The organism is Helicobacter salomonis (assembly GCF_900197775.1).
Lineage (GTDB): Bacteria > Campylobacterota > Campylobacteria > Campylobacterales > Helicobacteraceae > Helicobacter > Helicobacter salomonis.
Genome location: NZ_FZMA01000007.1, coordinates 22,021 through 37,115, shown reverse-complemented (window position 1 = coordinate 37,115; position 15,095 = coordinate 22,021). Strand labels below are relative to the sequence as shown.

Annotated in this window: 9 protein-coding genes; 3 read left to right on the top strand and 6 right to left on the bottom strand. The window is 45.7% G+C overall.

Annotated elements, in window-relative coordinates:
- Positions 1-5 precede the first annotated feature (5 nt).
- Positions 6-962: a Gfo/Idh/MocA family oxidoreductase gene (locus C6H04_RS02050; RefSeq protein WP_104695923.1), complete on the bottom strand. Its 957-nt coding sequence runs from the start codon at positions 960-962 to the stop codon at positions 6-8.
- Positions 963-1,749: 787 nt separating this feature from the next.
- Here C6H04_RS02050 and C6H04_RS02045 point away from each other — a divergent pair.
- The 3 genes from C6H04_RS02045 to C6H04_RS02035 are packed head-to-tail and all read left to right on the top strand — an operon-like array spanning position 1,750 to position 6,572.
- Positions 1,750-3,195, top strand: a complete 1,446-nt coding sequence (locus C6H04_RS02045) for an amino acid permease (protein ID WP_104695252.1) — start codon at positions 1,750-1,752, stop codon at positions 3,193-3,195.
- Between the two features lie 56 nt (positions 3,196-3,251).
- Positions 3,252-4,688 carry a Do family serine endopeptidase gene (locus tag C6H04_RS02040; protein ID WP_104695251.1) on the top strand — a complete coding sequence of 479 codons (1,437 nt, stop codon included), beginning with the start codon at positions 3,252-3,254 and terminating at the stop codon, positions 4,686-4,688.
- A 30-nt stretch (positions 4,689-4,718) separates the two neighbouring features.
- The gene (locus tag C6H04_RS02035; protein WP_233711819.1) at positions 4,719-6,572 is read left to right on the top strand and encodes a 6-hydroxymethylpterin diphosphokinase MptE-like protein; all 1,854 of its coding nucleotides are present in this window, start codon (positions 4,719-4,721) and stop codon (positions 6,570-6,572) included.
- Here C6H04_RS02035 and C6H04_RS02030 read toward each other — a convergent pair.
- The 5 genes from C6H04_RS02030 to nuoL are packed head-to-tail and all read right to left on the bottom strand — an operon-like array spanning position 6,534 to position 15,095.
- Positions 6,534-7,934 carry a phosphomannomutase/phosphoglucomutase gene (locus C6H04_RS02030; protein ID WP_104732184.1) on the bottom strand — a complete coding sequence of 467 codons (1,401 nt, stop codon included), beginning with the start codon at positions 7,932-7,934 and terminating at the stop codon, positions 6,534-6,536. The genes C6H04_RS02035 and C6H04_RS02030 overlap by 39 nt on opposite strands.
- Positions 7,935-7,942: 8 nt before the next feature.
- Positions 7,943-10,318 (bottom strand): DUF7494 domain-containing protein, encoded by a 2,376-nt coding sequence (locus tag C6H04_RS02025; protein WP_104695249.1) that lies wholly within the window; start codon positions 10,316-10,318, stop codon positions 7,943-7,945.
- Positions 10,308-11,726 (bottom strand): NADH-quinone oxidoreductase subunit N, encoded by a 1,419-nt coding sequence (locus tag C6H04_RS02020; protein WP_104695248.1) that lies wholly within the window; start codon positions 11,724-11,726, stop codon positions 10,308-10,310. The genes C6H04_RS02025 and C6H04_RS02020 overlap by 11 nt, the downstream gene beginning before the upstream one ends.
- An 8-nt stretch (positions 11,727-11,734) precedes the next feature.
- The gene (locus C6H04_RS02015) at positions 11,735-13,231 is read right to left on the bottom strand and encodes an NADH-quinone oxidoreductase subunit M (protein ID WP_104732183.1); all 1,497 of its coding nucleotides are present in this window, start codon (positions 13,229-13,231) and stop codon (positions 11,735-11,737) included.
- 1 nt (position 13,232) lies between these two features.
- A complete protein-coding gene (nuoL, locus tag C6H04_RS02010; protein ID WP_104732182.1) occupies positions 13,233-15,095 on the bottom strand; it encodes an NADH-quinone oxidoreductase subunit L in 1,863 nt (620 codons plus the stop codon).

The window sequence follows — 15,095 nt, the reverse complement described above, 5'->3', positions numbered from 1 at the left end:
TCGACTCACTCTGCGGGCACAGCGTGGAGAGCCTTATGACATAGGGGGTGGCATGTTTCGTCTAAATCTTCGGGTGTCATACACCTAATAGCATTGACCAATTCAATTGCCGGGCGCACACTCTCAATACCTATCCCCTCTCCATCTAAAATTTGCTTATAACTTTGCGTGTGCAAGTCGTCAAAACCCTCGCTAAAATCAACCTCATTGCCCTCTAAAACCAGAGAACGATACGCGCTATCGCGGTGCACTCCCAAATGCTCGGGATTGATGGAGAGAAACCATGAGATTTTAGCATGCTCTAAGGTCAAAAACCCCCCAACACAATCATTTTGATGTACATGCACCACATTGTCCACTACCCCTCCAAAAATATCTAGCAACATGTCAAAGAAGTGGATACCCACATTGCTGGCTAGACCCCCGCTCTTATCTTCATCGCCTTTCCAGGAATTTAAATACCACTTCCCGCGCAAAATTAAATATGTCAGAGAAACTTCATAAACCTTATCTGGTTCTTTGAGCAATTCCGCTTGTACATTCTCTTTAAGTTGGATGAGATTAGGGTGTAAGCGTAGTTGCAAGATATTGAAAACTCGCCTGTTGTATTTTTTTTCTAAAGCGTTGATCTCATCAATTTCACCAGGGTCTAAAACAAGGGGTTTTTCGCAAATAGCATGAATGCCATGGGAGAGCGCAAATTTGATATGCTCGAAATGTAAGTAATTAGGGCTGCAGATGACCATGTAGTCTAGGCATTTTTCCTGCGCCTCGCAATCCTGCAAATATAAATGCAAATCCTCCAGGTTGCTAAAAAATTCACAATCTAATTCGTATTGATCCAAAACTCGCACGCTATCATGGATATCCATAGCGCAGTCGAGTATATGCCCTAATTCCTGAATTGCCTGCAGGTGTTTGGGAGCGATAAACCCTCCCACTCCAATGATACCAAAGCGCATGCTTATTCCTTAAAAAAAGATTGCTGCGCATGGTAGCAAAATAAGTTAAAAGGAATTGGCACCCTTGGTTACCAGCCACGCCGTAAAACCCCTAGCTTTAGCTATGGGGATAGTTGGCTAGCACCAACATAGCTGTGCTAATATTTGTGCAATCAAGGGGTAATACCCTTGGGGTTGGGGCATCAACCTTTGGAATAGGGAGTGTAAGACTCCAAACGGAGCTGTCCTGCTTGAAGCCGCGATCTCCACTAAAGCTAGAATCCCCTAACTTTAGTTATGGGAGAGTATGTCAAAAATGTAACTTTGCGCACTTCCTGCGCTAGATACGAATGTATAGGGATATTGTACATAATTTTAACGGTGCTCATCTCACCTGCTTAAGACGGGTGAAATTTCTGTCAAAAACAATTGAACCTGTCACGTCAGCGTTCAAGTTTTCCAGGTGTTTTTAGGCTATAATCGGAGTTTTGATTATCCTTCTAAGGTTGAAGTGTGCAAGTGATCTGCCCTCGTGCGTTGAGCCCCTATCTTTTTTATGTCCAGATCACTGATCGCATATCTAAAGTGGCAATTCTCATGCACTCTATTCCAACCTGTTTCAAAGTTTTGATGTGCGTGCAGTACACTAACCAACGGTGGAATTTGCCTAGCAATGTGTGAACTCTACACGGTCTTACCGCCTCACTATCTAAAACTTTCCATTTGGCACGCTTTCTTAAGGCGGATTTAAAACGGCTCGGGCACGCGTTTAAATCATGGTTTTGTTTTTAAGAAAGGTTATTCACTTATGGAAGAAGGAACACAGACGCACTTAAAGCGCGACATTAAATTACGGCAAGTATTGATGATCGCCTTAGGAGGGACAATAGGGACGGGTTTATTTGTGGGCACGGGGGGCAATATTGCCAGTGCGGGACCTCTGGGCACTCTGCTAGCTTACATTGCAGGTGGAGTGATTGTGTATTCTATTATCCTCTCTTTGGGGGAATTGGCTAGCGTTTATCCTAGCACGGGGAGTTTTGGGGACTACGCCACGCGCTTTATTGGTCCAGCAACAGGTTACATGGTGTTTTGGATGTATTGGGTGGGCTGGATTGTTACCGTGGCAGTGGAATACTTTGCTGTGGGTGTGCTGATGCAGCGCTGGTTTCCCGGTGTACCCGTGCATTACTGGGTGGTAGCTTGTATTGTGCTTATCTTTATACTCAACGCGTTTTCGGTAAAAATCTTTGCCGAGGGGGAATTTTTCTTAGCCTCTGTAAAAGTGTTTGCGGTGTTTATTTTCATTGTGCTGGGCGTGATCGGGATTATTTATCAAATCTATTTGCATGGCATAGGAAGTATTTTTGCCAATTTTTACATAGAACACTCCACCAAAGAACTCCAAGAGGGGTTATTTCCTAAGGGGATTCACGCGGTTTTTGGGGCGATTTTGGCAGTGATCTTTGCCTACACGGGCACAGAGATCGTGGGCGTGGCCGCTGGGGAAGCTAAAAACCCTAGCGTGGCAATGCCCAAAGCCATTAAAGCCACTTTGTGGCGCATTGTGTTTTTCTTTTTAGGCTCTGTGATCATTATCTCGGTCTTTTTACCCATGACAGATTCGAGCATCACCAAAAGTCCTTTTGTGAGTGCCCTAGAGCGCATTCCTTTGCCTTTTTTTGGCACGGGGATTCCTTACGCGGCAGATATTATGAATTTTGTCATCATCACCGCCATTCTGTCTACAGCCAACTCAGGGATTTACGCCTCTAGCCGTATGGTTTATGGTTTAGCTCAAAAAAAGATGTTCCCCCCCATCTTTGCTAAACTCAATAAGCAGGGCACACCCGTTTATGCGATGTATTTGTCCATGGCTTGTACCCTTTTGATCATGTTTGGCAATGATTATGTCCAAAATGGCCAGATCAAAAAGATGATAGAGGACCTCATCAACATCATTAGCTTTAGCGTGATCATTGTGTGGATCAGCGTGAGTGTGGCGCAATACAATTTTAGAAAGCAATTCGTAGCTTCAGGCAAATCCTTAGACGAACTCCCCTACCGCGCACCCTTTTTACCTTTGATTCAACTTGTGGGCATTAGTGGATCGATCATTGGGGTCATCGGGGCGTATATGGACCCTGAGCAGCGCGTTGGGGCGTATTTGACAATCGGGTATGCGATTCTATGCTATGTGGGCTATTATCTCACTAAGGACAAGTGGGGCTACCAGCACGAACAAGCGCTTTGATTTGCAAAATTTCGATACAATGCGACACTACTACATTATTCAGGCAAAGGAATTTTATGCGGTTGATAGCGGTGAGTGTAGCATTGGCAATGAGTCTATATGCGGCGGGGGGTGGGCATATTCAAATCCAAGACATGCCAGAGGTTCAAAAACGTGTCGGGGCAGATAGCAGCCCTGATACCATCTATTCTTATAGTAATTCGGTGAAAGAGGCCACGAAGGCTGTCGTGAATATCTCCACTCAAAAAAAAATTAAAAGTAATTTCATGGGTGGGGGATTGTTCAACGATCCCTTTTTCCAGCAGTTCTTTGGCGATCTTTACAATTCTATCCCTAAGGATCGTGTGGAAAGGGCCTTGGGAAGTGGGGTGATCATCTCTGCAGATGGCTATATTGTTACCAACAACCATGTGATAGATGGAGCGGATAAGATCACCGTAACCTTACCAGGGAGCAATAAAGAATATGTGGCCACTTTAGTGGGAACGGATGCAGATGGGGATTTAGCCGTGATCAAGATCAACAAAACAGGTCTTCCCTCTATTAAATTTTCCAATAGTAGCGATATTCTAGTGGGCGATTTGGTCTTTGCGATTGGCAATCCCTTTGGGGTAGGTGAAACCGTAACCCAGGGGATCGTTTCTGCGCTCAATAAAAGCGGGATTGGGATTAACAATTACGAGAATTTTATCCAAACGGACGCGTCTATTAACCCGGGCAACTCAGGAGGCGCGCTTATTGATAGCCGCGGGGGGCTTGTGGGGATCAATACGGCTATTCTCTCACGCACGGGGGGTAACCATGGTGTAGGCTTTGCCATTCCCTCCAATACAGTTAAGAATACAGTCGTGCAACTCATCAAAACCGGCACCATTCACAGAGGTTATTTAGGGGTAGGGATTCAAGATGTCAGCAATGAGCTCGCCCCAAGCTACAATGGTAAAGAAGGAGCAGTGGTGATCAGCATTGAAAAAGATTCGCCGGCCAAAAAAGCGGGGTTAATGATTTGGGATTTAATCACAGAGGTCAATGGTAAGAAAATCAAAAACTCCGCACAGTTGCGCAACACCATCGGCTCTCTTACTCCCAACCAACGCATCACACTCAAGTACATGCGGGATAAAAAAGAATACACCACCACCCTTGTGTTGAGCGAGCGTAAAAATCCTAACAAAAAAGAAACCAGCACAGCCCATGAGGGAGCAAATGGACATCTTAGTGGCTTAAAGGTGCAAACGCTCACCCCCAATATGCGTAAGCAGATGCGTCTCCCCGAAGAAATCCAGGGGGTATTCGTCCAAGAGGTCAAGCCCAATTCTCAAGCGGAGGAACTGGGCTTTAAACACGGAGATATTATCAGTCAAATTGAAATGATCGCGGTGCACAATATTGAGGACTTCAACCGCGCCATGATCAAGTATAAAAACATCCCCAAACGCTTTTTAGTTTTTGATCCCAGTTTGGGGAGTTATAAACAGATTGTCGCCAAGTAAGGCTTTTTTGCGCCCTCTTAGGGGGTGCTTGTGTCCCTAGACCTGAGTGAACAAGCCCTGCAAGCGCGCTTTGCGCGTAATTTAAGTTTTTTCAGCGCGCACCTACCTCAACTCTATGCCCAACTCTTGCTCCCACCTACGCACTACAATTTACTTTGTAACACGCAAGATTTAAACATTATCCATTTGGAGAATGGCGCATTGTTTTTCCCCGTCGGTAAAATGTTAGATATTGCGCAGGATTGGGCGACACGGATTTTAGACAATCCCAAATGGCAGCTTGTCAGTCATAAAATTGCCTTAGAGGATTTAGATTTAAAAACTCTGCCCCTAACCCATCAAGCATGCCAAGAACTTTTGACTCTAGGCAATGATAAATGCTCTTCTGGTTTAGGTAAGAATTTTTACCCTCCCAGTGCACTCTTTGGTTTGGCAGGGGGTCTGTTTCTAGCGTTACTCTTAGAAGAAGGGGCGTTTTTTCATGCACTCTACATTTATGAGGAACACATCGACTTACTGCGTGTGAGCTGCTTTTTTGTGGACTATGCCCAGCTTTTTAAGGCGACCCCTCCTACAGCCTGCGTGCTCTTTTTAAAGCACATGCCTAATTCCTTATTGCAATTCATATTCCAAACTAAGAGAATTACCCACAGCCTTTTGCACTTAGAATTTAAACCCTATGAGAGTGAAGCGAGCACTCTAGCCCAACAACATTTTAATGCCCACAAAAAAAGCGCGCTAAGGGGGTGGGGGAGTTTTGAAGATGAGATGTTGGGCTTTAACAACACCTTGAAGAATTTGCAACAATCCCCCCTAGTACTCAACCCTCGCACCTGTAAGCCCTTTAGCGTGCCTATCTGTGTGGTAGGCAATGGCCCTAGTTTAGATAGCTTATTGGATTTTATTGATGATTATCAAGAACGCATGATTATCTTTAGCTGTGGCACGGCTCTAAAGCCCTTGAAAGCGCGCGGTATTAAGGTAGATTTTCAGATTGAAATCGAGCGCATTGATTACCTAGCAGATGTACTCCAAAACGCGCCCCTAGATCAAACCCCCTTGTTGTACGCCAATATGTGTAACCCGCGTGCGGTAAGTCTGGCCCAAGAGAGCTATATGTTCATGCGCGGGGGGAGTGCGAGCGGGTACATGCTAGGAGATTTAGTCCTAGAGTATAGCGCGCCCTTTGTGGGCAATGCGGGAGTGCGTTTGGCATGCCTCTTTAGCAAGACTCTAATTTTATGTGGGCTGGATTGTGGCTATATTGAAGGGCAAGCTAAACACGCACAGGGCTCTTTTTATGGGGTGGAGCGCGCACACATCCCTAGCGATACCCTCCAAGTGCGCCCCAACTTTGAACAGGGTAGTCGCGTCTTTGCCGATGGACTTTTTATTCTTTCTAAAGATCAAATGGGCGCGCTCTTTAAAAAATATGCCCCCTTAGTTTATAATCTCTCCCATGGAGCTTACATTGAGCATACACAACCTATGCGATCTAGCGCGCTTAAACTCCCCACTTGCGCCAAAGCCAAAGCCCTTAAACGCCTTAAAAAGGCCTTTGAACTCGCGCCTAAAGCCCCTACCTCTATGCAATTTAGCACCTTATTAACTCCTCTTAAAGAGGCGCTAAACTCCCCCATCACGACTAAAAGAGAACTTTATACTTTAGTAGATCGCCTGAGTGCACTTAGCGCGCGTCTGAGCGCACAACACCCTTTGGAGGGCATTTTATTAGAGGGCACACTCAGCCATTGCTGTATGCACATGCTCGCTAGCGCGCTCTCCCTCCCTCAAGCCCAGATTGCAAACTTTTATATGCATGCCAAAGAGACTATTTTAAAAACCCTAGAGAATATCAGCGCGCAAGTGGGCGAGCAAACCTAGCAGAGCGTCTTTATAGCTCTGTGCACATGCCTCATCTTTGCCCTCAAAGCGCGTTACAAGTGTGGGTGTGGTGTTGCTCGCGCGCACCAACCCAAAGCCGTGTTCAAAAATCGCGCGCACCCCATCAATGTTGATTACTTCTAACACGCGCGGAAAATTGGGGGGATAATTTCCTTTTTCCAAAGTTGCTTGCAGCTGCGCCACCAGCTTAAATTTCTCAGTTTCGGGCACGCTAATCTTTTCTTCAGGGGTTTTGTAAGAATAGGGCAGAGCACGCACGCGTTGTTCCAATTGCTCAGGGGTGTGGGTGAGAAAGAGTTCTAAGATACGCAAAGCGGCATAGATCGCATCGTCATAGCCAAAATAGCGATCGTTAAAAAAGAGATGTCCGCTCATCTCAGCAGCAAAGTGGGCGTTGGTTTCCTTGAGCTTGACTTTTAAATTACTATGCCCCGTCTTATACATCAATGCCTGTCCGATGCTATTAATGCTGTCATACATCACCTGCGAGCATTTCACCTCGCCAATCACGAAGGGTTTAAGCCCGCGCGCGTGCAAATCTTGGGCGAATAAAATTGCCAATTCATCACCTGCATAGGTGTGTGTGGGGGTTAAAAGCGCGATGCGATCAGCGTCCCCATCAAAAGCAAGCCCAATTTTTAAGCCCTTTGCTTGCATGTGGGCTTTCAAATCCTCTAAATTCTTGGCTTCGCTAGGATCGGGGTGGTGATTGGGGAAATGCCCATCGGGGTTAGCATAGAGGCTTTCAAATTTAATGCCTAGCCCACATAAAATGGGTTCTAAACCCAGCCCCCCTACTCCATTGCCAAAATCCAGCCCAAGGGTGTAGGGGAAGTTTTGCAAGTGGCTAAAGGCGGTAGCAAGGTAGTGTTGGTAAAAGCCGATTGCGTTGAGTTTTTTAGAGGTTAGATCGCTGGCTTGGTAGGGCAGGGGGTTATTAGCAATGTGCATGGCGAGCTCTTGGATCGCCTGCCCATAAAAAGGTTTTTGATCTAGGGTGATCTTAAAGCCATTGTACTCAGAAGGGTTGTGTGAGCCGGTAATCACAATGGAATTAACTACGCGCACGCCTTCTATGCTTTCAAAGGTGGCGAAGTAGGCCACAGGAGTAGGAATCATGCCTAAATCAAAGACTTCTACTCCACTATATGCCAAGCCATTACGTAAATGTGTAAAGAGCTCTTGAGCATGGGTGCGCGCATCATAGCCCACGCCCACGCGTTTATCTTGCATCAAATTCCCCAAATGCGCGCCGATGTTAAACACTACTTCGGGGGCAAGCTGGGTGGACACCACTCCCCTAATGTCGTATTCTCTGAAAATATCTGTTTGTAAGTCCATGCTAATCCTTAGGGTTTGAGTAAATTTAAGGCTTGGGTGCATAAGTCCTTCCAGCCTGAACTAACCTTAATAGCATCACAGGCTTCAAAGGCTTTTTGGGCTTGGGCGAGATTGTTTTGTTGCTTAAAAATAGTGCCTTGCATGTAAAGAATGCGTGCTTTGTCTTGTTCCTCGAGGGGTTTGGCTAACAGCGCCTCACTTTGTTTGAGCGCGTCTTCTAATTTGTTTTGACGCATGAGCGCGTTGATGAGCTGTTCTTGGGCATAGGGCATGAACGCGTTACTCTGGTGTTCTTGTTGCAGTGCAATGGCATTCTTAGCATAGAGTTCAAGAGTGGTGGGATTATTCGTAGTCTTTTCTTCATTTTGTAATAATAATCCATAGACTTCCAACATGCGCTCATCGTCTTTAAACCATTCTTGAAGCTTTGGAAATACTTTAAAGGCCTCTTGAGGGTTGTTGGTGTGCATATAATCTAAAAATACGGTGAAGGCAATGTCATAGTATTTTTTTTTCTTATTGAGAGTTACCAGAGTGAGCGCGTCTTTGGAAGCAAGCAGGGAATTTTGATAATTGCGCAAGGCGTAGAGATTCTTACCCTGACGATAGAGCCAATCTAGGCGATTTTCGGGGTTTTCTGGACTTTTTTCTAGGCCATTTTTTGCAAAAACCTCAGCCTTGTCGTAGAGTTTAGCGCGATAAAAACAATCAAAAGCTTCCAACTGCTCAGTTTGCTCGAACTGTTCTGGATTCAGTGGTATAACCTGAATGAGGTAAGAAACAGCACTTTGACAATCTCCTTCTTTCACCGCGTCTTTACCTAGATGCAATAATGCTTTTTGCATAGGTTCAGCACTCATGGGTAAATCTGGTGCCATGGCTAAAACTTGGCTATAGTAGTGTTCTTCCACCAACATTTGTGCTTTGTAATCCAAAGCTTTTTGATGCTCTCTGGAGCCTTTCGGATAATTTTCAAGAATGTGGTTATAACGGGCGAGTTTTTCCCCAAAGCCCCCGTGCATGAGAAAAAGTATCTCCTCATCGCGTTGTTTTACTGCAGTGATATGCCCTACATTGGTGAAATTGTCTAAATAATCTAAATTAGCCGTATGCGCTTCATTGGGCTGGTTATTCTTGGCATAGAGTAGACCCAACTCAAAGGCAGCCTTCTCCTTGATCACAGGATCGCCATCTTGATTAGCTAAGAGTTTAGCAATGTCAATAGCTGGAGCAAACAACGCATTGGCTTTAAGACTGGTCAACATGGCATAGGATTGAGGCATGTCTTGGAGGAAGAAACTTGGATTAGCCTGTTGAATTTTATTTAAAAGTGAAGTGGCATTGAGACCTTCACGATGCTCGAGCTCAAAAAGCGCCCAAGAAAAAGCGATCAGACTAGCACTTTCCTTATCCTTTGCTTGACTATAAGCCTTTTGAAAGCCGGCAAGTGCAGCACTACGATTACCCTCATTAGCATCCTGTTGTGCCAAACGCATTTGCGATAAAGGTGCATAGCGACTCTGCTGATATTCATTCAACACACGCTTAAATTGCTCGGTGGCCTGTCTAGCGTAGTTGATTTGCGTATAAGCAGTCCCCATTAAGTAGAGGACCTGAGGGACACCTGGATCGGCAGGATATAGTTTGAGCCAGCGTTCCCCAATTTGCAATAAGAGGTCCTGACGCCTTTTAAGCTCTCCTAGAGCAATAATTTCATAGAGATAAAGGTCTTTCCTGAAGACCGTATGAGGGTAAACCTGAAAGATACTCCCAATTGCCTTGAGTGCGTTCAAATAGGATTGTTCTTCCATGAGCTTTTTCACCTGCAAATATCCATCCAGATCGGAACCTTTGGTGTAGTGCAAGGGTTTATTATCCGCCCCTAATTCTTGAATATAAGGTGTCTGAGCATCTTCTATGAGAATAGGAAAATTCAAACCTGCATTGGCTTCTGCTTGCGGGTCTTTGGGAGTGAGAAAAGGGATATTGTGGTGGTAACCCACAATTTGCCATGTTGTGGAATCTTGGGGGCTAGCTTTTTGGATAGGAATGTATTGTCTGTAATCGCGAGGAATTGCAAAGAGTTTTTGCTGGAACTTTGGTCGAATATGCAAATAAAAAACATAGTCTTTCATCTCATAGGAGATGTCAAAAAAAGGCGTTTTTAAGGGTGTGAAACCGGGTTTGGGGATGGAGTGGATCACACAAGTGATCACCTCTGGTGGAATACGCGCTTGAGAGCAAGCAAAAGGGTGGTCATGAGTTAGAGTAAGGGTGGCAAAATCCTGATCCTTTTCTTTGCCTTGCGTGATGCTGAGCTTAAGTGCAAACAGAGAGGTGGAAGCGCATGTTAATAGAGCAACAAACGCGTGTTTAAGTCGCATAGTTTTGGAGCACAAAGACGCTAAACATGCATGCGAGCGCCATCACCACAAGCACACCATAAATAGCATAACTACTATTTAAAGACCCTTGAGGGTGAGGGTTAGCAAAGAACATAGCCATAAATAGGCGCAAATAATATACTGCGGCGATCGCGCTGTTGATCACCATCACCACACATAAGAAGACATTGCCTTGAACCAGCAGATTTTGCAAGACTAACACCTTGCCCCAAAACATGGAAAATGGAGGGATACCTGCCAAAGAAAACAAGAAAATTACCCCCAATAACGCTAAAAAAGGCTGAGTTTTGATCAGCCCATTAAAACGCGCATAGGGATAATTATACTCAGAAGCGCGCCCATCATGCACATTGCTAATGCCCCAAAAGAGCGCAAACGCCCCGACATTGGTAAGCAAGAACAAGAGCCAATAGACGAACATGCTATTAACATTGCCACTAAAGACACAGGCGAGTGCAAAACCAGTATGCGAAATGGAACTATAAGCCATCATGCGCTTAGCGTCTTTTTGCAAGAGGGCTAGGAGATTAGGAATAGTGATGGTGAGCGCAACCAGTGCGTAAAAGAGGGTTTGCAGAAAAACAATCTGGGTAGCTAAAAAGAAGGAAAACACCCGCCAAGCCACCACTAAACCCGCAATTTTAGGCACAATGGAAATAAAAGCCGTAAACACTGGGTTATTGCCCTCGTAAATATCAGGCATCCAAGTGTGGAAGGGCACTAGCGACACCTTAAAACCGATCGCCCCTAGCAAAAACACGCAGGCAAAGACACCAAGCAGGGCGGGGCTAAAATTCTCTGTAAAGGCCATGTTAGAGAGTTCTAAGCTTCCCGTGAGCAAGTAGAGGATCATCACGCCCATGCTAAAAAATACGCTAGCCAACACTCCCATCGTAAAATACTTTAGGCCCGCTTCCAGCCCCGTGTTCTTATGATTCAACGCCATCAAGACACACATGGCTAATGAAGCGGTTTCAAGCCCTAAGAGGATCACCACTAAATGATCGCTAGAAACCATTAGTTGGAAACCTGCTACCATGAATAAATAGAGTCCGTAAAATTCTGGGGTTTGGAATTCCTCAAAGCGTTCCTTGCTCCATACCAAGAGCATGAGCAAGAAACTAGCGATCACGATGAGTTTTTGGGCTAGAAGTGCAATCGAATCCACTTCTAAGAGATGCGAGAAACTAAAGGTAGTGCTTATAGGAGCAAAGAGCGCAATAAAATCTAAACTTAAGCACAAAAGCACCAAAGAAATATTGAGATTGCGCGAAAAGGACTTTTTAAAGGCATTAAGCAAGAGGACATACACGCCCCCCAACGCGCTAATGAGCATGGGCAAGATAGCAGGGAGACTGAGTTCTTGTAAAGAAAGAGAGGTGTCCATGACTTTCCTTAGGGAGAGACTAGTAGGCGCGCTTTAGCATTTTGCACTAAGGCCTGCGCGCTGGCTTCTATGGAATTTAAGAGGGGTTTAGGATAGATGCCAAAAAATAAAATGGCAGCGATCAACACGCCTAAAACGCCCTTTTGCTTCCAACATAGATCGCCTAGTATGCGTTTTTGGGGTGTGCCAAAAAAGACTTTTTTATAGAGATTAAGCATGTAGATGGCGGATAAGATGATGGTGATGCCCGCTACAAAGGCAAGCACGGGCGCGCGCTCAAAAAAGCCCAGCAAGCTTAAAAACTCTCCCACAAATGCACTAGTTAAGGGCAATCCTACATTGGCTAGAGCCACAAACATAAAGAAAGTCGCATACACAGGCATGGAATGGGCTAACCCTCTAAAAGCAATAATCTTGCTAGAACCCTGCCTGTTGACTAAAACCCCGATGAGCAAGAAAAGCGCGCTGCTTACCAACCCATGGGAAATCATGGTAAAAACAGCCCCGGCTATCCCCGTTGCATTGAGTGCATAAATCCCCACTAGGGCAACCCCCATGTGCGACATGGAGCTATAGGCCACCAGGCGTTTCATCTCATGTTGGGAGCACGCTAACCAGCCAGCATAGACCACCATCAAGAGGGCGAGCACACATAGGGGAATAAAAAATGTCATGATAAAATCAGGGAAAAAGGGTACAAAAAAGCGTAAAAGGGCATAAGTGCCCATTTTAGAGAGTAGGGCGGCTAATACCACAGAACCCACAATGGGCGCATTTCCATAGGCATGGGGTAACCAACTATGGAAAGGAAAGATAGGAATTTTAACCGCAATCCCCACAAAGAAGGCTAAGGCGACCCATAGGCGCGCATGCTCGGATAGGACCACTTGGGCTAAACTATAGAGATCAAAACTCCATCCTCCAGAGATACTCGCGTAAGCATAGCCGTAGTATAAAATCCCCAAGAGCATGAACAAAGAGGCCACAAAAGTGTACAAAAAGAATTTGAGTCCAGAGTAGATTTTAGCCCCCACCCCAAAACGCCCAATCAGATAGAGCACGGGCAAGAGCGAAACTTCCCAAAACAAATAGAAGAAGATCAGATTAAGTGCGCTAAACACCCCCATGAGCATTCCCTCAACTAATAAAAGCGCGATAATCATAGCCTGTTGGTGGGCGTGTACATAGAGCACACATAAGAAAATCACCAAAGCACTCAGCACCAACAAGAAGAGTGAAATCCCATCCACCCCAACATGGTAATTGATGCCATAATTTTCTAAAAAGCCCAAAGAACCCACTTCCTCAAACTGCATACCTGCTTGTGCGGGATCAAAAAGCACCCACAACCATAGGGCCAAGCATAATTCCACAAACGCTACTAGGACACCATAACCCTTAGCATGGCGGTTAGACATGCCCAACAAAGGTAAAGCTGCAACCATGGGCAAGAAGATCAACAGACTCAACAAATGCGAAGAGGGCATTAATTGCAAATAATCCATGCTATCTCCAGAAACTCAAAATAGCCAACACCAGCATGACCACCACCCCAAAGCCCATCCATCTTAGGCCCGTGCTCAAATTACCACTTTGCATGGGCACTAAAATTTGGGCCAAGAGGGCGGGGATTTTAGCCAGCGCGTCGATGGCGACATCTAGGGTGCGCACTTCTAGTTTGCGCCATAACAACCTGCCTAAGCGTAAAAAGCCTTGCGCTAATAGAGCATAGAGCTGGGGGATATAGTATTGGTTGTAGAGCAACTTGTAAAGAAAACCATGCCCCTTATTTTTGCAGATAATCCCTTGTTGGTATTTTTTAATCGCATAGATAATGGCGAGCAAGACTAGCCCCGTCGTGAGCGCGAGCAAAAGCCATGTGGGCACAGGATAGTCTAAAAAGGATTGGGGGATCACTTTGGAGAGGGCATGCCAAAAAGAGTGTTCTACAAAGCCGGCTATTATGGCTAAGAGCACAAGGGGGCTCATTGCCACTAACATAAACTTAGGGGCTTCATGGGGGTGTTTAATGCTATGCACTTGGGGGGCAAAAAAGACCAACATCAAGAGTCTAAAGCTGTAAAAGGCGGTGAAGAGTGCTCCAATAAGGAGAGCCAAAAAGAGTCCATGATGTCCCGTGCCAAAGGCAACTTCTAAAATCTTATCTTTGGAGAAAAAGCCCGCAAAGGGGTAAATCCCACACAGCGCCACAGAGGCAATGGTCATGAAAATCGCACTTAACTTTAGAGGTTTGTAGAGCCCGCCCATTTTGCTGATGTCTAATTCGTCATGCATGGCGTGCATCACATTGCCTGCACCCAAGAACAAGAGGGCTTTAAAGAAAGCGTGGGTGAAGAGGTGGAAGAGTGCGACCCAGTAAGCTCCTAAGCCAGCTGCTACAAACATGTAGCCCAACTGAGAGAGGGTGGAGTAGGCGATAATGCGCTTTAAATCCTTATTGACTAAAGCCATGCTTGCCCCAAAGAGGGCCACAAACGCTCCCAAGCACGCAATGGCATAGCCTAACTCAGGTAGGACACTATAGAGCGGGTGGGCGCGCACCAGCAAATAGACCCCTGCGGTTACCATTGTAGCTGCGTGAATCAAGGCCGATACTGGAGTAGGTCCTTCCATTGCGTTGGCTAGCCATGTGTGCAAGGGAAATTGTGCGCTCTTACCCATTGCGCCCACGAATAACAACGCGCCTATGCCCAGCAACATCCCATGATCCACGCCCTGCACATTGGCAAAGACGACCTCATATTGCAACGATCCAAAAGCCCAATAGAGCCATAAAATGCCCAGCAACATGCCCAAATCCGCGATGCGGTTCATCACAAAGGCTTCAATGGAAGCATTATTGGCACTGGCCTTATGATACCAAAACCCAATGAGTAGATAAGAACACAGACCCACTCCCTCCCAGCCCACAAAGAGTCCTAAAAAGTTATCACTCAACACCAAGAAGAGCATGGAAAAGACAAAGCCAGAGAGATAACTAAAGTAGCGGTTATAGCCCTTATCCTCAAGCATGTAGCCAATGGAATAGACATGCACGAGGAGCGAAACCAAAGTAACCACCACGATCATGACTGCATTGATGGGATCGAGCATAAAGGAAAAGCCCACCTTAAATCCACCAACAGCGATCCAATCAAAGAGATAAGCGTTATAAGTGGTATGATCAAAGAAAACACCCTTAGCAAGCACTAATGCGCTGACAAATGCCCCTGCTAAGAGTAGAGAATTGACAATTCCTATATGCACAAGTCTGGCATATCCTCCTAGTAAGCCCGCATAGATCGCACCCAGCAAGGGTAAGCACAATACCGCTACCAAGAGCATTTGCGCACAATGGACCTCTAACAT

What these genes read in the sequence shown, in the direction of transcription:
- C6H04_RS02050 (WP_104695923.1), bottom strand. Translation starts at nt 962, where the DNA reads ATGCGCTTTGGTATCATTGGAGTGGGAGGGTTTATCGCTCCCAAACAC.
- C6H04_RS02045 (WP_104695252.1), top strand. Translation starts at nt 1,750, where the DNA reads ATGGAAGAAGGAACACAGACGCACTTAAAGCGCGACATTAAATTACGG.
- C6H04_RS02040 (WP_104695251.1), top strand. Translation starts at nt 3,252, where the DNA reads ATGCGGTTGATAGCGGTGAGTGTAGCATTGGCAATGAGTCTATATGCG.
- C6H04_RS02030 (WP_104732184.1), bottom strand. Translation starts at nt 7,934, where the DNA reads ATGGACTTACAAACAGATATTTTCAGAGAATACGACATTAGGGGAGTG.
- C6H04_RS02025 (WP_104695249.1), bottom strand. Translation starts at nt 10,318, where the DNA reads ATGCGACTTAAACACGCGTTTGTTGCTCTATTAACATGCGCTTCCACC.
- C6H04_RS02020 (WP_104695248.1), bottom strand. Translation starts at nt 11,726, where the DNA reads ATGGACACCTCTCTTTCTTTACAAGAACTCAGTCTCCCTGCTATCTTG.
- C6H04_RS02015 (WP_104732183.1), bottom strand. Translation starts at nt 13,231, where the DNA reads ATGGATTATTTGCAATTAATGCCCTCTTCGCATTTGTTGAGTCTGTTG.
- nuoL (WP_104732182.1), bottom strand. Translation starts at nt 15,095, where the DNA reads ATGTTAGAGGTCCATTGTGCGCAAATGCTCTTGGTAGCGGTATTGTGC.